This window comes from Blastococcus saxobsidens (genome assembly GCF_002938435.1).
Classification (GTDB): Bacteria; Actinomycetota; Actinomycetes; order Mycobacteriales; family Geodermatophilaceae; genus Blastococcus; species Blastococcus saxobsidens.
This window is the reverse complement of sequence record NZ_POQT01000054.1, coordinates 1-17119: the sequence shown is the minus strand read 5'-3', so window position 1 is coordinate 17119 and position 17119 is coordinate 1. Positions and strand designations below refer to the sequence as shown.

Here is a 17119-nt window from a genome sequence, read left to right as displayed (position 1 = left end):
GGTGCTGCCGGCGGTGACCGGGGCCGACGCCCCGCCCCCACCGGAACGTCCGCCGCTGTCCCCGGCCTGGGGCCCGCCGCCGCCCGACCGCGGGCGTCCGCGGTCCGGCGCTGCCGGGGGCCGCCGCTGGCCGGTGCTGCTGGCGGCGCTGGTCGCGCTGGCCGTCGTCGTCGGAGTCGGGCTGTGGCTGCTGTCCGGGCCTGAGCCCGACGTGGGCGGGGGTGGCGGCACGTCAGCGACCCCCACGGCGGAGGCCGGTCCCCGGACCGGTGACGTCGAGGTGGTCGACGGCACGAGCTACACCCTCGAGGCCACGGACGTGACCGACACGTGCGCCGGCCACGCCTACGGTGACGTCGCCGGGTTCCTGGCGCAGAACGACTGCACGGGCCTGTCCAGGGCGCTGTACTCGGCCTCGGCGGAGGGCCGGCCCGTGGTCGTCTCGGTGGTCCGCGCGACCATGGCGGACCCGGCGACGGCGAGGCAGCTGCGCGAGCTGGCCGACACCAACGGCAGCGGCAACGTCAACGACCTGCTGCGGGAGGGGGTCACCTTCGACGGAGGGCCCTCGGCGCTGCGCTCCGCGGAGTACGCCAGCGCCGTCTCCGGACCGACGGTGACCATCGTGGAGAGCTCGTGGTCCGACCCGGCCGCGGTGGGCAGCGTCGCCGCCGTGGACGAGGTGGCCACCGACGGCCTGTCGCTGCCGACCCGCCCATTGCCCGGGAGCTGACTCACGCGGTCGCGGCCGCCTCCGCCATCCGGGCGAGCAGGTCGTGCATGGCGGGCCGGCCGAGCCGCCCGGCGCTGTGCGGGGTGGAGTTGATCAGCCCGAAGACGGCGTGCGCGCGGGCGCGGCAGTCCGCCGCCTCGGCGCCGGGGTGCAGGCGGGCCAGGACCGTCACCCAGACCTCCACGTACTGCCGCTGCAGGCGGCGCACCCGCGTCGCCTCCGGCGCCGGGAGCGAGGTGAGGTCCCGGTCGTGCACGACGATCAGCGCGGGGTTGTCGAGGGCGAACTCCACCTGGAAGTCGATCAGCGCGCGCAGCTGGGCCGCGGGATCGGCGCCGGCGGCCGCCACCCGGTCCCGGCCGCCGTCGGCGAGCCGCTCGCTGATGCGCAGCAGCATCTCGGCCAGCATCGCGTCCTTGCTGCTGAAGTGCCGGTAGATGGCCGGGCCGGTCACCCCGACGGCGGCTCCGACGTCGTCGACCCCCACCGCCCGGGAGCCGCGCTCGGCGAACAGCTGCGCCGCGGCCCGCAGGATCTGCTCGCGCCGCGACGGGCGGTCGACGTCGGCGTGCAGCGCCGCGTCCCGCGTCGAGGTCATGCCCGGGATGCTAGCCCCGCTCGTGAACGACGGTTAGCCCTCCGACGTGTGAGCTGGACCGCCGGCGTGAACGACGGTTAACCTCTGCGACGTGGACGCACCGGTGCTGCCCCGTGCCCTGAAGGCCGATCCTGACGCGGCCGCCCGCAACGCCGCCGCGCACGCCGAACTCGTCGCCGACCTCGCCGACCAGCTCCGGCGGGTGGCCCTCGGTGGTGGCGAGCGGGCCCGCGAGCGGCACACCGCCCGCGGCAAGCTGCTGCCCCGGGAGCGGGTGGACGCCCTGCTCGATCCGGGCAGCCCGTTCCTCGAGCTGTCCGCGCTGGCCGCGCACGGCATGTACGACGGTGACGCGCCGGCCGCCGGGATCATCACCGGCGTCGGCCGGATCGCCGGCCGGGAGTGCGTGGTCGTGGCCAACGACGCCACGGTCAAGGGCGGCACCTACTACCCGATGACGGTGAAGAAGCACCTCCGGGCGCAGGAGGTGGCGCTCCAGAACCGGCTGCCGTGCGTCTACCTGGTCGACTCCGGCGGTGCGTTCCTGCCGATGCAGGACGAGGTCTTCCCCGACCGCGACCACTTCGGGCGGATCTTCTACAACCAGGCCAACCTCTCCAAGGCCGGCGTCGCCCAGATCGCCGCCGTCCTGGGTTCGTGCACCGCCGGGGGCGCCTACGTGCCGGCGATGAGCGACGAGGCCGTGATCGTCCGGGAGCAGGGCACGATCTTCCTGGGCGGCCCGCCGCTGGTGAAGGCGGCGACCGGGGAGGTCGTGACCGCCGAGGACCTCGGCGGGGGAGACCTGCACAGCCGGGTCAGCGGGGTCACCGACCACCTGGCCGACGACGACGCGCACGCGCTGCAGATCGTCCGGCAGATCGTGTCCACGCTGGGCCCGCGCGAGCCGCGGCCGTGGGACGTCGAGCCGGTCGCGGAGCCGGTGCACGACCCCCGGTCGGTCTACGAGGTGGTGCCGCCCGATCCGCGCACGCCCTACGACGTCCGCGAGGTGATCGCCCGGCTGGTCGACGGGTCCCGGTTCGCCGAGTTCAAGCCGCTCTACGGGCAGACGCTGGTCACCGGCTTCGCCCGGCTGCACGGCCACCCGGTGGGGATCGTCGCCAACAACGGCGTGCTGTTCGCCGAGTCGGCGCTCAAGGGCGCGCACTTCATCGAGCTGTGCGACCGCAGGAGGATCCCGCTGCTGTTCCTGCAGAACATCACCGGCTTCATGGTCGGCCGGGACTACGAGGCCGGGGGCATCGCCAAGCACGGCGCGAAGATGGTGACCGCCGTGGCGTGCGCGCGGGTACCGAAGATCACCGTGGTCATCGGTGGCTCCTTCGGCGCCGGCAACTACTCGATGTGCGGCCGGGCGTACTCGCCCCGGTTCCTCTTCACCTGGCCCAACGCCCGGATCTCCGTGATGGGCGGGGAACAGGCGGCCTCGGTGCTGGCCACCGTCCGCCGCGACGGGATCGAGGCCCGCGGCGAGGAGTGGCCGGCCGAGGACGAGGAGGCGTTCAAGGCGCCGATCCGCGAGCAGTACGAGGCGCAGGGCCACCCCTACTACGCCACCGCCCGGCTCTGGGACGACGGCGTCATCGATCCCGCCGACACCCGCACCGTGCTCGGTCTCGCCCTGTCCGCCTGCGCCAACGCGCCCCTCGAGGAGGTCGGCTATGGCGTCTTCCGCATGTGACCGCACCGCCGCCCCCGGCGGTTCGTGCACCTTCCGCCGAACCCGCGCCGTGGGTTTCCGCGGAAACCCACCGTGCTTTTCCGCGGAAACTCACGGCGAGAGCCGGGGTGTCTGATGTTCGACACCGTCCTGGTCGCCAACCGCGGCGAGATCGCCGTCCGCGTGATCCGCACGCTGCGCGAGATGGGCATCCGCTCGGTCGCCGTCCACAGCGACGCCGACGCCGGCGCCCTGCACACCCGGCTGGCCGACGTCGCCGTCCGGCTGGGGCCTGCTCCCGCGGCGCAGAGCTACCTGTCGATCGAGCGGGTGCTGGCCGCCGCTCAGGGCGCCGGCGCCCAGGCGATCCACCCGGGCTACGGCTTCCTCTCGGAGAACGTGGAGTTCGCCCGCGCCTGCGCCGACGCCGGCGTCGTGTTCATCGGCCCGCCGGTGGCCGCGATCGAGGCGATGGGCGACAAGATCCGCGCCAAGCAGACCGTGATGGCCGCCGGCGTCCCGGTCGTCCCCGGCCGCACCGAGCCGGGGATGAGCGACGCCCAGGTCACCGACGCCGCCGTCGCCGTCGGCTTCCCGGTGCTGCTCAAGCCCAGCGCCGGTGGCGGCGGCAAGGGCATGCGCGTGGTCCGGGCCAAGGACGAGCTGCCCGACGCCATCGCCGCTGCCCGCCGCGAGGCGAGCAGCTCCTTCGGCGACGACACGCTCCTCGTCGAGCGCTACGTCGGCAACTCCCGGCACATCGAGGTGCAGGTGCTGGGGGACGCGCACGGCAACGTGATCCACCTCGGCGAGCGCGAGTGCAGCCTGCAGCGCCGGCACCAGAAGGTGATCGAGGAGGCGCCGTCGCCGCTGCTGGACACGGCCGGGCGCGCGTCGATGGGCCGCGCGGCCGTGGAGGCGGCCAGGGCTGTCGGCTACACCGGGGCCGGGACCGTCGAGTTCATCGTCGACGCCGACCGCCCGCGCGACTTCTTCTTCCTCGAGATGAACACCCGGCTGCAGGTCGAGCACCCGGTCACCGAGTGCATCACCGGCCTGGACCTGGTGGAGCAGCAGATCCGCGTGGCGGCCGGCGAGCGGCTGCCGATCGACCAGAGCGACGTGACCCTGGACGGGCACGCGATCGAGGCGCGGCTGTACGCCGAGGACCCGGCGCGCGGCTTCCTCCCGCAGGCCGGCACGGTGCTCGGGCTGGCGGAGCCCTCCGGTCCCGGCATCCGGGTGGACAGCTCGCTGGCCGTGGGCTCGGTCGTCGGCACCGACTACGACCCGATGCTGGCCAAGGTGATCGCCTGGGCGCCGGACCGCGAGACCGCCCGCGCTCGGCTCGTCGGAGCGCTGGGCCGGACCTCCGTCCTCGGGGTCACGACCAACGCCGCGTTCCTGCGTGCACTGCTCACCGACCCCGACGTCGTCGCGGGGAAGCTGGACACCGGGCTGATCGAACGGCGGGGCGAGGCGCTCACCGCCGCCGAGCCCGTGCCGTTCACCGTGTACGCGGCGGCGGCCCTGGCGCTGCTCGTGGAGTCCGAGCCGGCCGGCCCCGTCGTCGACCGCTGGGACGTGTCCGACGGCTGGCGGCTCGGCGAGCCGGCGTGGACCGTGCGCCGGCTGCAGGCCGGCGGCGGTGAGCCGGTGGAGGTGCGGCTGCGGGGACGCGCGGCGGCGGCCGAGGTGCAGGTGGCGGCAGGTGCGGTGCCGGCCCGGGCGATCCGGGACGGCGACCGCCTGCGCGTGACCGTGGGCGACCAGACCACGTCCTACGCCGTCGTCCACTCCGGCGGGATGGTGTGGCTGGCCGCCGACGGGCACGTGACCGGCCTGCGCGAGCAGGAGCGGTTGTCGTCGGCGGCCGGAGCGGCAGTCGGCGACGGCGTCGTCAGCTCGCCCATGCCGGGCACGGTGACGGTGGTGCAGGCGTCCGTCGGCGACGAGGTGGAGGCGGGGACCCCGCTGCTCGTCGTCGAGGCGATGAAGATGGAGCACGTGCTCACCGCCCCGATCGCGGGGACGGTGGCCGAGCTCGCGGTGACGGCGGGCCAGACGGTCGCGCTGGACGAGCGGCTGGCGCTGGTGACCCCGGCGGCCGGGCCCGAGCAGCAGGAGAACTGATGTTGGACTACCGGCTCAGCGACGAGACCGAGGCCCTCCGGACGACCGTGCGGGAGTTCGCCCGCGAGGTCATCGCCCCGCAGATCGGCGAGTTCTACGAGCGCGACGAGTTCCCGACGCAGATCGTGCGGCAGATGGGCGAGCTCGGACTGTTCGGGTTGCCCTTCCCCGAGGAGTACGGCGGCGCGGGCGGCACCTACTTCGACCTCTGCGTGGCCCTCGAGGAGCTGGCGCGGGTCGATTCGTCGATGGCGATCACCGTCGAAGCAGGAGTCTCGCTCGGCGCGATGCCGATCTACCGGTTCGGGACGCCGGCGCAGAAGCAGGAGTGGCTGCCCCGGCTGTGCACCGGTGAGCTGCTGGGCGCCTTCGGGCTGACCGAGGCCGGTGGCGGTTCGGACGCCGGCGCCACGCGGACCACCGCGCGGCTGGAGGACGGGCAGTGGGTGATCAACGGCTCCAAGGCGTTCATCACCAACTCCGGCACCGACCTCACCGGCCTGGTCACGGTCACCGCCGTCACGGGCACGAAGCCCGACGGCGGCAAGGAGATCTCGGCGATCATCGTCCCGTCCGGGACGCCGGGCTTCACCGTGGGCAAGCGGTACTCGAAGGTCGGCTGGAACGCCTCCGACACCCGGGAGCTGGCCTTCGACGACTGCCGCGTGCCTGAGGAGAACCTGGTGGGGGAGCGGGGGCGCGGCTACGCGCAGTTCCTCTCGATCCTCGACGAGGGCCGGATCGCGATCTCGGCGCTGTCCGTCGGGCTCGCGCAGGGATGCGTCGACGAGTCGGTGAAGTACGCCGGTGAGCGCGAGGCCTTCGGGCAGGCGATCGGGAAGAACCAGGCCGTGCAGTTCATGATCGCCGACATGGAGGTGCGGGCCTCCACCGCGCGGCTGGCCTACTACCGGGCAGCGGAGAAGATGCTGCGCGGCGAGCCGTTCAAGCGGGAGGCCTCGATCGCGAAGCTGTACAGCTCCGAGGTCGCCATGGACAACGCCCGGTACGCCACCCAGGTGCACGGCGGGTACGGCTTCATGAACGAGTTCCCGGTGGGCCGCTTCTACCGCGACGCCAAGATCCTGGAGATCGGGGAGGGCACCAGCGAGGTGCAGCGGATGCTCATCGCCCGAGACCTCGGCGTCGGCTGACCTGTACAGTTTCTGGTACCACTTGCCGATGGAGGTCATGTGTCCATCACTGCCAGCGAGGCTCGCCAGCGACTGTTCCCGTTGATCGAGGCGGTCAACGCCGACCAGATCGCGGTGGAGATCGTGTCCAAGAAGGGGACGGCGTTCCTCGTCTCGGAAGACGAGTACCACTCGTTGAAGGAGACGGTGCACCTGCTCCAGTCGCCCAAGAACGCGCAGCGTCTCCGCGAGAGCCTCGCCGAGGCGGCCGGTGGTCAGATGGAACCGCACGAGCTCATCCGGTGAGGATCGTCTTCACCACCCACGGGTGGGAGGACTACACGAGCTGGGCGGGAGATCGGAAGGTCCTGCTCCGGATCAACCGGCTCCTCGACGAGGCGACCCGTGACCCTGGTTCGGGGGCGGGCAAGCCAGAACGCCTGCGGGGAGACCTCTCCGGGTGCTGGTCGCGCCGGATCGATCAGGAACACCGGCTCGTCTACATGCTCCACGGTGACGACCTCGTCGTCCTGCAGGCTCGTTACCACTACTGAAGGCGGCGGCACGCTGCATCCAGCGCGTGTCCGACCCCGGTCGTCGGCGAGGACGGACAGATCGACGGGGAGTGGGACGCGCTCATCCGCCGCCGCTGGGCGGCAGTCGTGGCCCCGCGCCCCGACAGCTCGCGCGCTGCCGGATCAGAGGCCGGGATGGTCGCCGAGGATCTCGGTGCCGTGCTCGGCGGCCAGCTCGACGAGCCGCTCCGGATCGGCCAGCAGCTCCTCCTCGCCGGCGTCCGCGACGGCCTGGAAGAACTGCTCCATCCCCGCCGGGGCGACCAGCGTGAGCATCCGGACCGGCTCGTCGGTGAGCCGGCGCAGCGCGTGCGGACGCCCCCGGGGCACCAGCAGGAAGGTGCCGGGGCCGGCTTCGGTCTCCCCGCCGTCGAGCCACACCGCCGCCCGGCCGGCCAGCACGTAGAAGGCCTCGTCGGCGGTCGTGTGGGTGTGCAGGGGGGTGGTGGAACCCCAGAACTCCTCCTCCACCAGCCAGTACGCCCCGCGGGTGGCGGCACCGTCGGCCTTGGTGGTGTACGTCGAGCCCAGCGCCGTCAGCCGTGTCCCGTCCCCGGGTCCGAGCAGGGTCATCGAGCACCTCCGTGCGTGGTCGCGTCGGCGCCCACGGTCCTGTCGTGGCGCGCGCAGGTCAACGCCCTCGGCCGCGGGGGCGCATGTCGGTGTGCCGACATCTCGCCGTGTCGACCTGTCGACCTGTCGGCCGGCCGGGGCGGCCGGCTCGACGCCCAGCGGACGGTGGCTGCGCGGCCGGGCCGTACCGGGCCCACGACGGCGACGGCGTGCGCCCGGCTGGGTGCACGGCGGCGTAACTGCGCGAAGTGCGCAGTTTTGAGCCGCTATCGCTTGCTCTGCGCAGTGGGGTGGCCCACTATTCCCCTGGATTCCTCCAACGGCGGAGGAGTGTCAGAGAGGTCCCGCATGGACGTGCAACTGCTTCTCGCCCTCGTGCTCGGCATCGCGACGATCGTCGTGATCGTGCTGCGCACCCGCCTCGACGCCTTCGTGGCGCTCCTGCTGGCTGCGCTGGTCACCGGCTTCGTCGCCGGCGCCCCGGCGGGGGAGATCATCACCTCGATCACCACCGGTTTCGGCAACACCCTCGCCTCGATCGGCATCGTGATCGGCCTGGGTGTGGCGATCGGCAAGATCCTCGAGGTGTCCGGGGCGGCCGACGCGCTGGCGCAGAAGTTCGTCAAGCTGCTCGGCAAGGGCCGCGAGCACTGGGCCATGGCCGGTACCGGAGCCGTCGTCTCCATCCCGGTCTTCTGCGACTCCGGGTACGTGATCATGAACCCGCTGGCGCGGTCCATCGCCCGCCGCATCCGCGGCCGCTACGTCACCCTCGCCCTGGCGCTGGGCTGCGGCATGACCCTGACCCACCACATGGTTCCCCCGACCCCTGGCCCGCTGGCCGTCGCCGGCATCCTCGGTGCCGACCTCGGTGGGCTCATCCTGGCCGGTCTCGCCTTCGCGCTGCTGCTCGTCCCCGTCGTCATCCTCTACGCGAGCTGGATGGGACCGAAGCTTGAGAGCGAGGTCGACCCGCGGGTCCGGGAGGCGGTCTACGCCGGTGTCCCGACCGGCACAGGGGCCGGCGCATCCCCGGCCGCCGGTGGCCGCGGCGGTGCACGCGGAGGTGTCGGCGTGGGCGCCGACGACCTCGACGGCGGGGAACCGCTGCGGGAGGACCCGCCCACGTCCGCGCTCGGCGAGGCTCCCGAGGGTGCCGCGCCGCACAAGGTGGGCTTCGGGCTGGCCTCGCTCCCGCTCCTCGTGCCGCTGCTGCTGATCGTCCTGAACACGGTCACGGCCGCCATCGACCGGAACACCCAGGGCGTCCTGTCGCCGACCGACGAGTACACCCCCTCGGGCTTCGCCGCGATCATGGCGTTCGTCGGCAACCCGGTCGTCGCGCTCATCATCGGCATCGTCCTCGCGGTCTACCTGCTGCTGCCCCGGTGGACGCCGCGCAACCGGGTGCACGGCTGGCTCTCCGACGCCGCCGCATCCGCAGGCCTGATCATCCTCATCACCGGCGCCGGTGGCGCGCTCGGTCAGGTGCTGCGGGACACCGGGGTCGGCAACGAGCTCGCCGAGGCGGTGGCCGGTCTCTCGCTCCCGAGCGTGCTGGTCCCCTTCCTGATCGCCTCCCTGGTCCGCATCGCGCAGGGGTCTGGAACGGTCGCCATGATCACGGCGGCGTCGGTGTCGGCGCCGCTGGTGGACACCCTGGGGCTCTCCGCGCTGCTGGCCGCGCTGGCCTGCTGCGCCGGCTCCATGGTCTTCAGCTACTTCAACGACTCCTACTTCTGGGTGGTCACCCGATTCACCGGCCTGGAGGGGACCGCCGCGCTGAAGGGCTGGTCGGGCATCACCACGGCCGTGTGGGCGGCCTCGCTGCCGCTGCTGCTCGTCGCCAGCCTCTTCCTCTGACGGCGGGAGCGCCCCCTCATGGCCGAAGTGCTCGTCGTCGCCGACGACCTGACCGGCGCCAACGCGACGGCCGCGGACTTCGCCGAGGCCGGACTGCGGGCGGCGACGGCGAGCGCCGCCACGCGTGCTGACGTGGTCACCGACATGGTGGCCCGCTTCGACGTGGTGGTGGCCACGACCGACAGCCGGCACGCCCCGCCGGAGGAGGCGGCGCGCCTGGTGGGCGAGGCGGTGCGAGCCGGCTGGCCCGCGCAGCTGGTCTGCAACCGGATCGACACCACCCTGCGCGGCAACGTCGGCGCGACCACGCAGGCCCTGGCCGACGAGGTCCGCAGGCTCAGCGGCAGGCGGGTCGTCGTGCTGTGCGCGCCGGCTCACCCGGCGGCCGGGCGGCACACCATCGGCGGGACCCAGTTGCTCGACGGGCGGCGCCTGGAGGAGACGGAGGTGGCCCGCGATGCGCGGACGCCGATGCGCACCTCCGACGTCCGGGAGATCCTCGGGCAGCAGGCCGACCTCGACGCCCACCTGGTGCCCATGGCCACGGTGACCGGGCCCCGGGCGGACCTGGTGGGCGCCCTCAGGTCGGCACTCACCGGCGGCGTCGACGCCTTCGTCGTCGATGCCATGACCGAGGAGCACCTGGATCGCATCGCCACCGCGGCCGTGGCGGCGGCGGAGGGGCTGGACCTGGTGTGGGTGACGAGCGATCCCGGCCCCGGCTCGGTGGCCATGGCCCGGGCGCTCGGTCTGGGGCGGACGGCCCGTGGCGCTCCGCTCCTGGTGGTCTCGGGCTCGGCGACCGAGCTGACCCGGGCTCAGCTCCAGCAGCTGTCCACGGAGCGCGGAGCCGTCCTGCACCGGGTGCCGTGCCTGCCGAGCAGTGCCGTACCGGACGTCGAGGCCGCCGCCGCTGCGCTGGAGCAGGCGCTGACCGGGGCGGGACCCGACGAGGTCGTCGTCTTCGCGACGGTGATCGACGACTCCGACGTGATGCCGACGACGGCGGAGGACGCCGCCCTGATCCCGCGACAGCTCGCCGCGGCGGTGCGTCGGGCGGTCGAGGCCCACCCGGTGGAGGGGCTGTTCACCACGGGCGGGGACGTCACCGCGGCGGTCCTCGCCGAGCTGGGGTCGCACGGGTTGGAGATCTCCGGTGAAGTGGTGCCCCTGGCCGTCGCCGGGACGCTGGTCGGAGGACCGTGGGACGGGTTGCACATCGCCACCAAGGGCGGGCTGGTCGGCGAGGTCGGCACCACCGTGGAGTGCGTGGACCACCTCCGGCGCACCGTCGAGCTCGACCGCCGCAGGGTCGCCTCCGCCGCGACCCGCTTCCCCGACCGACCACCCGACTGACGCCCGACCGACCAGAACCGGCCCGCACGAAGGAGACGACGACATGACCCGACACGTACTTGCAGTGACCCTGGGCGACCCGGTGGGCATCGGCCCGGAGATCACGGCGCGGACGCTGGCCGAGCAGGCCGGTGCGGCCGACCACCACGGCGTCGCCGTGGGTGACGCCGCCGCGCTGCGACGGGGGGTCGAGGCGATGGGCCTGGACGTCGAGGTGCGCGCCGTCGACGGGTTCGACGTGGAACCCGCCGAGGGGGTCATCGACATCGTCGACACGGGCGTCCTCGGCGACGACGTGCCCGAGTGGGGCAAGGTCGACGAGCGCGCCGGCCGTGCCGCGATCGCCGCCATCGAGACCGCGACGCGGGCGGCGATGGAGCGCCAGGTGGCCGGGATCGTCACCGGCCCGATCAACAAGGAGGCCATCTGGGCCGCGGGCTCGGAGCACCTCGGTCACACCGAGATGCTGGGCGAGCTGACCGGGGTCACCCAGCAGGACACCATGTTCGTCGTCCGCAACACCGCCCAGCCCGGGCACCACCTGCGGATCTTCTTCACCACCCGGCACGTGTCCTTGCGCAAGGCGATCGAGCAGCTGGACAAGGAACGCATCGAGGACTCCATCCGCAAGGCCCACACCGCCCTCCAGGTGTTCGGCGTGGAGAACCCGCGGCTGGCCGTCGCGGCGCTCAACCCGCACGGTGGGGAGAACGGCAACTTCGGCGACGAGGAGATCGTGCACATCGGTCCGGCGTGCGAGGCCACGCGGGCCGACGGGCTGGACGTGCGCGGCCCCATCCCGGCGGACTCGGTGTTCCACCAGGGGCTGGTCGGCCGGTACGACGGCGTGCTCTCCCACTTCCACGATCAGGGGCACATCCCGGCCAAGACGTTCGACTTCGACGGCACGATCTCGGTGACCGTCGGCCTGCCGATCCTGCGGACGTCGGTCGACCACGGCACGGCGTTCGACATCGCCGGGACCGGCAAGGCAGGTCACGGCACGATGCTGTCGGCCTACCTGGCCGCTGTCGACTACGCGCCCCAGGTCGACAACATCCGCCGGACCTACGGGTCATGAGCCCGGGCCGCCCATGACGGAGTCGCGCAGACGTCGCTCGACCGAGGAGCGGCACGAGGCGCTGGTCACGATGCTGCGCAGCGGCGTCGACGGGGTCGAGACGCTGGCCGAGCGGGTCGGCGTCTCGGCCTCGACGGTGCGGCGGGACCTGACCCGGCTGCAGCGCGAGGGGCGCATCGCCCGCACCTACGGCGGCGCCCTGGTCCGCGAGGTCTTCCACGAACGGCCGTTCGGGGAGAGCGAGCGGCTGCAGGCCGGGGCCAAGGCGGCCATCGCGGCGGCGGCTGCCGAGCGGGTGCCGGCCGAGGCCAGCGTCTTCGTGGACGCGGGCACGACCTGCCTGGCCCTGGCCCGGGTCCTCGCCGGTCGCGGTCCGCTCACCGTGGCCACGCGCGGCCTGGAGGCGGCGCTGCACCTGGCGCGCGCCCCCGGCATCCGCGTGATCATGGTCGGAGGCCAGGTGCAGCCGCTGAGCCACGGGGTGGCGGGCGCGCTCGCGGAGGTCGCGCTGGGCCGGCTGGCCTTCGACGTGGCCTTCCTCGGCGCCGACACGCTGCACCCGGATCGGGGGCTGGGCGAACCGACCGTCGAGGAGACCTACGTCAAGGAGCTCGTCGCCGGGCGGTCCGCGCAGGTGTTCGTGCTCGCCGACGCCACCAAGCTGGCGCCGGCCAACCCGCCGGCGTGGACCCGGCTGAGCGGGCCGTGGAGCGTGCTCACCGACGAGGCCGTCGATGCGGCCACGGTCGCGGCCTTCGCGCGGCGGGGGATCAGCGTCGTCCGCGTGGGGTGAGGTGCCGGCGGGCCAGCTCCGCGGACACCCGCTCCAGCAGCTCCCCGGCGTGCGCCATGCTGCGGTCGGGGTCGGGCTCCACATCGGCGAGCGCGTACACGGCGTCGATCCCCGCACCGCGCAGCTGTTCCCCGGTCAGCGTGGTGCGTCCGCACACGGCGACCACTTCGGCGCCGGCCTCGCGCGCCATCCGGGCCACGCCCACCGGCGCCTTGCCGTGCAGGGTCTGCTCGTCCAGCGACCCCTCGGCGACGACGACCAGGTCGACGTCGCGCAGGTGGGTGGCGAAGTCCAGCAGGTCGAGCATCAGGTCGATCCCGGGCCGGAGCGTGGCCCCGAGGACGGCCATCGCGGCGAAGCCGACCCCGCCCGCGGCGCCGGCGCCGGGGGAGTTCCGCACGTCCCGGCCGGTGGCGGCGGCGACCCGGTCGGCGAGCCGGCCGAGGTTCCGGTCCAGCAGCCCCACCTGGTCCTCGTCGGCCCCCTTCTGCGGGCCGTAGACCGCCGCGGCCCCCGACGGGCCGGTCAGCGGGTTGTCGACGTCGCAGGCGACCACGACCTCCGCCCGGGACAGGACCGGCTGGAGCCCGTCCAGGTCCACGCGGGACAGCCGCCCGAGCTCCTCGCCGCCCGGGCCGATCTCGCGGTCGTCGGCGTCCAGCAGGCGGGCACCGAGCGCCTGGAGCATGCCCGCCCCGCCGTCGGTGCAGGCGCTGCCCCCGATGCCGACGACGACGCGCCGAGCCCCGTCGGCGAGGGCGGCGCTGATCAGCTCCCCCGTGCCCCGGCTCGTCGCGGTCAGCGGGGCGAGCCGCCCGCCGGGCAGGCGGGACAACCCCGACACGTCGGCCATCTCCACCACCGCGGTGTCCCCCCGGCGGCCGTAGGCGCCGTCCACCGGCGTCCCGGTCGGCCCGGTGGCGGTCACCGGCACCCGCTCGAAGCCGGCGGCCACGGCTGCGGCGAGGGTGCCGTCGCCGCCGTCGGCCACGGGCAGGGCCCGGACGTCGACATCCGGGACCTCCGAGGTGAGGCCCCGGACGACCGCCCGGGCCACCTCGTCCGCGGTCAGCGAGCCCTTGAACTTGTCCGGAGCGACCAGCACCCGAGTCATGGGTGGGATCGTGCCAGCCCGGTCCCGCCGGTCCTGTGGTGGCGTCCGCCGGTCACCGGCGCTCGAAGCCCCGGTTCCGTTCCCACTCGGTGACGGTCCCGCCGTACGCCGCCCACTCGGCCCGGGCCGCGGTCACCAGGGCGTCGACGAGCCCGTCGCCGAGACCCTTCCGGGCGATCTCGCTGGCGTCGAGCAGGTCGGCCGCCTCCGGCAGGGACGCCGGCAGCGCCGGCGCGTCCGGGCCGGGCGCTCCCCGCACCGGGTCGGGCAGGGGCAGGTCGTGCTCGATGCCGTGCCGGGCGGCGAGCAGCACCGCGGCCAGGGCGAGGTGCGGGTCGGCGTCCCCTCCGGGCACGCGGTGCTCGAGCCGCAGCGAAGGGCCGGAGCCGACCAGCCGGAGGGCCGCCAGCCGGTTGTCCGGCCCCCAGGCGACCGACGTGGGGGCGAACGCCCCTGGCCGCAGCCGCTTGTAGGCGTTGACGGTCGGGGCGAAGAGCAGGGTGAGCTCCCGGAGGCAGGCGAGCTGGCCGGCCAGGACCCGGCGCAGCAGCGCGGACTCCCCGTGCGCGCCGTCCCCGGCGAGGACGGGCGCGCCGTCCCGGCCGCGGAGGCTGACGTGCAGGTGGCACGAGTTGCCCTCGGCGGCGTCGTACTTGGGCATGAAGGTCAGCGCCATGCCCTCCTGCGCGGCGATCTGCTTGGCCGCCGTCTTGTAGAACGCCGCCGCGTCGGCGGCGGCCAGGGCCTCGTCGTAGCGGAAGACGATCTCGTACTGACCGGGCGCGCACTCGCCCCTGGCCGACTCCAGCCGCAGCCCGGCGGCGGCGGTCTCCCGGCGCAGCCGGCGGGTGAGCGACTCCATCCGCTCCAGGCCCACGAGCGCGTAGTCCACCCCCGACCGGGTGGCCGGGGTGAGCCGGGACCACCCGGCCGCCTGCGCGGCGGCGTAGGACTCGGTGAAGACCCGGAACTCCAGCTCCACCCCGGCGAACGGGACGAGACCGTGCTCGGCGAGCGCGTCGACCTGCATCCGCAGCGCGTGCCGCGGCGCGACGGTGACGGGGCGGCCGTCGGGATGGCGTGCGTCGGCGAGCACCAGGACCGTGCCCGGGTCCCACGGCAGCGGTCGCAGCGTGGCGAGGTCCGGCACGAGCACCATGTCGCCGTAGCCGGTGCCGTCCGGGTCCAGCTCGGGTGACGGCGCGGTCACGGCCATGTCGACGTCGGTGGTGAGCAGGTAGGTGCACGCACCGAACCCGTCGGTCACCGTGCTCTCCAGGAAGTGCCGGGCCGACAGCCGGGTGCCCTGCAGGCGGCCGGCCAGGTCGGGCAGCGCGAGGACGACCTCCTCGACCCGGCCGTCGTCCACCTGCGCGCGCAGCTCGTCGAGGATCGTCACGCCGGGACCACCGCGAGGGCGGACAGGGGGTTGGCGGCGGAACCGTGCACGACGTCGGGCGCGGCGTCGCGCTCGGCGCGGTCGTGGAACCCGCCGCCGGTGAGGTGCTCCCGGTTGAGCGCCACGCGCTCGACCTCCGGGTCGAACAGGCCGAGGGCGTCGAAGGCGCCGGCGAGGTCGGGGTGCCGCGCCCGCCAGCCGAGCGCGGCATCGCGGACCACGGCCCAGAACTCCTCCTCCGGGACGCCGAGGTGGTCCTCGGCCACGCCGGCGAGGAAGCGGAAGTGCCCGGCGAGGACCGCGCTGATGATGCTGTGCGCCATCTCCTGCGCCGGCCAGCGCACCAGCACCCGGTCGGCCCGCTCGGACAGGCCCGGGTACTCGCGGCCGGGCAGCAGCGTCACGTCCTCGGCGAAGTCCTTGACGAGGACCCGCACCGGCACGTCGCCGGTGCCGTACACGACCACGGTGTTCTCCCCGTGCGGGCAGAAGGCCACGCCGTGACGGGTGAGGCAGAGCAGCAGCCCCGGCAGCAGCGCGTCGCACAGGTGGGCCAGCCAGTCGCGCGGCGCAAGCCCCGAGCGGTCGACCAGCTCGGTGAGGAGCGCGCGGCCCGCCGGGTCGACGTGCAGCAGCGCGGCCAGCGACCGGGCCCGTTCCCCGGGGCGCAGGTGTGCCGCGACCGGCTCCCGCCACACCGCACCGAGCAGCTCCCCGTACCGGTAGGGCGCGTCCTCGACCTCGTCGTAGAGGTCGTGGGCGACCACCACGCTGGCGACCTCGCCGAGCAGCCCCAGCCCGGTCGCGCGCAGCTCCGGGTCCCCGGCCGGGAGGGTGGCCAGCCAGGCGCTGACGTCGGGAGCCGCGGCGGTCGCCCGGGTCCCCAGCCCCCGCCAGACCAGGGTATTGCGCATCAGCAGCGGCGTCTTGACGTCCCGCTGGCCGGGGGCGACCAGCGTGCGCACCGACTGGACCGGCCGGTAGGCCGCCGGCGCCTCGCCGAGCGGGACCAGCCTCCGGTCGGCCAGGTACCGGGCGAAGAGCGTGCGGACGACGGCCTCGTCCTGGTAGGGGTGCACCGGCAGCCAGACGTACGCCGCGGGGTCGGTCACCCGCCCGGCGAGCGCCGCCGCGAACGCCTGCCGGGTCTCCGGGTCGAGCTCCTCGCCCAGCAGCCTCGGCTGGTCGAGCCCGGGTACGCCGGAGTAGCTCGCGACGGAGCGGTGGGCGGCGTACCAGCGCAGCCGCACCGTGCCCCGGGACTCCGGTGCGTACCGGTCCAGGTCGGCGGCGCTGAACCCCAGGCGGCCCTTGTTCACGACCAGCACCGGGTGGCCGGTGAGGTGCTGCTCGAGCTCGGCGTAGCCGAGGTCGGCCAGCGCGCCGGCCGGCTCCCCGCCGGCGAGCAGGCGGGCCTCGGCGGCGTGCGTCGCGGTGAGCTCCCGCAGCACCTCGGCGGTCGTCGGGCCGTCCAGGTCCAGCACCGGGCGGGCGTCCAGGACCAGCCGGGCGGGGTCGGCCGCGGCGCGGTCGCCCCGGACGACGCTGCCGGGGTCGACCCGCCACGTGCCGAAGCCGCCCTGTCGGGCGCGGAACCGGTAGGCCGGCGCACCGGGGAGGTCCAGCCGCCAGGCCCCGGGGCCGTCGGGGAGGGGGGCGAGCAGGCCCTCGTAGGACCACTCGGCCAGTGCCTTGGCGACCAGCCGGCGGCCGGCCTCCTGCCAGGTCGGGTCGGTGGAGTCAGCGGGCAGGTTCATGACGGACCTCCGGAACGGGGACGGGCGGGGGAAGGGAGGACGGAGCGGCGGCCGTGGTCAGCGGAGCCAGCGCGGCAGCCCCCGCCATCAGGACCGCGGCGACCAGCAGCGGCGCCGGCAGGGCCACCGCGGCCGCGGCGGTGGCCAGCACCGGTGCGGCCAGCAGCGCTCCCGACCGCGCGGTCTCCACGGCGGCGAACCCGGGCCCGGCGGTGCCGACGGCGGTGAACACCCGCAGGTCGACCGCGACCACCAGCAGCCCCAGGCCGACGCCGAAGACGACCCGGCCGGCGGCGAGCGCGGCCGGCGCGGCCGCACCGGGCCCGG

Annotated in this window: 15 protein-coding genes and 1 pseudogene; 10 read left to right on the top strand and 6 right to left on the bottom strand. The window is 74.4% G+C overall.

The features are described from left to right. Window positions 1–733 (top strand): annotated as a pseudogene (locus C5507_RS20985) (hypothetical protein); the annotation flags it as partial. Between the two features lies 1 nt (window position 734). Here C5507_RS20985 and C5507_RS20980 read toward each other — a convergent pair. Then, a complete protein-coding gene (locus C5507_RS20980; protein ID WP_104530439.1) occupies window positions 735–1331 on the bottom strand; it encodes an SACE_7040 family transcriptional regulator in 597 nt (198 codons plus the stop codon). Window positions 1332–1422: 91 nt separating this feature from the next. Here C5507_RS20980 and C5507_RS20975 point away from each other — a divergent pair, with 91 nt between their 5' ends. The 5 genes from C5507_RS20975 (at window position 1423) to C5507_RS20955 (ending at window position 6835) form a co-directional block, all read left to right on the top strand. After that, the gene (locus C5507_RS20975) at window positions 1423–3036 is read left to right on the top strand and encodes a carboxyl transferase domain-containing protein (protein ID WP_104530438.1); all 1614 of its coding nucleotides are present in this window, start codon (window positions 1423–1425) and stop codon (window positions 3034–3036) included. A 114-nt stretch (window positions 3037–3150) separates the two neighbouring features. Continuing rightward, entirely contained in the window at window positions 3151–5148 is a 1998-nt protein-coding gene (locus tag C5507_RS20970) for an acetyl/propionyl/methylcrotonyl-CoA carboxylase subunit alpha (RefSeq protein ID WP_104530437.1), read from the top strand. Further along, on the top strand, window positions 5148–6302 hold the full coding sequence (locus C5507_RS20965) for an acyl-CoA dehydrogenase family protein (protein WP_104530436.1): 1155 nt from the start codon (window positions 5148–5150) through the stop codon (window positions 6300–6302). Before C5507_RS20970 ends, C5507_RS20965 begins: the two co-directional genes overlap by 1 nt. A gap of 39 nt (window positions 6303–6341) precedes the next feature. Continuing rightward, window positions 6342–6587 (top strand): type II toxin-antitoxin system Phd/YefM family antitoxin, encoded by a 246-nt coding sequence (locus C5507_RS20960; protein WP_104530435.1) that lies wholly within the window; start codon window positions 6342–6344, stop codon window positions 6585–6587. Then, the gene (locus C5507_RS20955) at window positions 6584–6835 is read left to right on the top strand and encodes a Txe/YoeB family addiction module toxin (protein WP_104530434.1); all 252 of its coding nucleotides are present in this window, start codon (window positions 6584–6586) and stop codon (window positions 6833–6835) included. Before C5507_RS20960 ends, C5507_RS20955 begins: the two co-directional genes overlap by 4 nt. Before the next feature lie 144 nt (window positions 6836–6979). Here the strand turns inward: C5507_RS20955 and C5507_RS20950 are convergent, their stop codons facing one another. Further along, window positions 6980–7429: a cupin domain-containing protein gene (locus C5507_RS20950; protein ID WP_104530433.1), complete on the bottom strand. Its 450-nt coding sequence runs from the start codon at window positions 7427–7429 to the stop codon at window positions 6980–6982. A gap of 348 nt (window positions 7430–7777) precedes the next feature. On the opposite strand from C5507_RS20950, the gene C5507_RS20945 reads away from it, so the two are divergent. The 4 genes from C5507_RS20945 to C5507_RS20930 are packed head-to-tail and all read left to right on the top strand — an operon-like array spanning window position 7778 to window position 12522. Then, the gene (locus C5507_RS20945; RefSeq protein ID WP_104530432.1) at window positions 7778–9292 is read left to right on the top strand and encodes a GntP family permease; all 1515 of its coding nucleotides are present in this window, start codon (window positions 7778–7780) and stop codon (window positions 9290–9292) included. Between the two features lie 18 nt (window positions 9293–9310). Next, window positions 9311–10648, top strand: a complete 1338-nt coding sequence (locus C5507_RS20940; protein WP_104530431.1) for a four-carbon acid sugar kinase family protein — start codon at window positions 9311–9313, stop codon at window positions 10646–10648. A gap of 43 nt (window positions 10649–10691) precedes the next feature. Continuing rightward, window positions 10692–11729 carry a 4-hydroxythreonine-4-phosphate dehydrogenase PdxA gene (gene pdxA, locus C5507_RS20935; protein WP_104530430.1) on the top strand — a complete coding sequence of 346 codons (1038 nt, stop codon included), beginning with the start codon at window positions 10692–10694 and terminating at the stop codon, window positions 11727–11729. 13 nt (window positions 11730–11742) lie between these two features. Continuing rightward, window positions 11743–12522: a DeoR/GlpR family DNA-binding transcription regulator gene (locus C5507_RS20930; protein WP_104530429.1), complete on the top strand. Its 780-nt coding sequence runs from the start codon at window positions 11743–11745 to the stop codon at window positions 12520–12522. On the opposite strand, the gene C5507_RS20925 is transcribed toward C5507_RS20930, so the two are convergent. The 4 genes from C5507_RS20925 to C5507_RS20910 all read right to left on the bottom strand — a co-directional run. Further along, on the bottom strand, window positions 12500–13636 hold the full coding sequence (locus C5507_RS20925; protein ID WP_104530428.1) for a glycerate kinase: 1137 nt from the start codon (window positions 13634–13636) through the stop codon (window positions 12500–12502). The two genes, C5507_RS20930 and C5507_RS20925, sit on opposite strands and share 23 nt — an antisense overlap. 52 nt (window positions 13637–13688) lie before the next feature. Then, complete coding sequence (locus C5507_RS20920; protein WP_104530427.1) at window positions 13689–15035, bottom strand: glutamine synthetase family protein; 1347 nt, start codon at window positions 15033–15035, stop codon at window positions 13689–13691. Further along, a complete protein-coding gene (locus C5507_RS20915; protein ID WP_104530426.1) occupies window positions 15032–16792 on the bottom strand; it encodes an IucA/IucC family protein in 1761 nt (586 codons plus the stop codon). The genes C5507_RS20920 and C5507_RS20915 overlap by 4 nt, the downstream gene beginning before the upstream one ends. Then, a partial coding sequence (locus C5507_RS20910) for a hypothetical protein (RefSeq protein WP_211295540.1) occupies window positions 16776–17119 on the bottom strand: 344 nt, incomplete at its 5' end. The genes C5507_RS20910 and C5507_RS20915, both read right to left, overlap by 17 nt.

What these genes read in the sequence shown, in the direction of transcription:
- C5507_RS20930 (WP_104530429.1), top strand. Translation starts at nt 11,743, where the DNA reads ATGACGGAGTCGCGCAGACGTCGCTCGACCGAGGAGCGGCACGAGGCG.
- C5507_RS20970 (WP_104530437.1), top strand. Translation starts at nt 3,151, where the DNA reads ATGTTCGACACCGTCCTGGTCGCCAACCGCGGCGAGATCGCCGTCCGC.
- C5507_RS20965 (WP_104530436.1), top strand. Translation starts at nt 5,148, where the DNA reads ATGTTGGACTACCGGCTCAGCGACGAGACCGAGGCCCTCCGGACGACC.
- C5507_RS20950 (WP_104530433.1), bottom strand. Translation starts at nt 7,429, where the DNA reads ATGACCCTGCTCGGACCCGGGGACGGGACACGGCTGACGGCGCTGGGC.
- C5507_RS20945 (WP_104530432.1), top strand. Translation starts at nt 7,778, where the DNA reads ATGGACGTGCAACTGCTTCTCGCCCTCGTGCTCGGCATCGCGACGATC.
- C5507_RS20940 (WP_104530431.1), top strand. Translation starts at nt 9,311, where the DNA reads ATGGCCGAAGTGCTCGTCGTCGCCGACGACCTGACCGGCGCCAACGCG.
- C5507_RS20915 (WP_104530426.1), bottom strand. Translation starts at nt 16,792, where the DNA reads ATGAACCTGCCCGCTGACTCCACCGACCCGACCTGGCAGGAGGCCGGC.
- C5507_RS20980 (WP_104530439.1), bottom strand. Translation starts at nt 1,331, where the DNA reads ATGACCTCGACGCGGGACGCGGCGCTGCACGCCGACGTCGACCGCCCG.
- pdxA (WP_104530430.1), top strand. Translation starts at nt 10,692, where the DNA reads ATGACCCGACACGTACTTGCAGTGACCCTGGGCGACCCGGTGGGCATC.
- C5507_RS20925 (WP_104530428.1), bottom strand. Translation starts at nt 13,636, where the DNA reads ATGACTCGGGTGCTGGTCGCTCCGGACAAGTTCAAGGGCTCGCTGACC.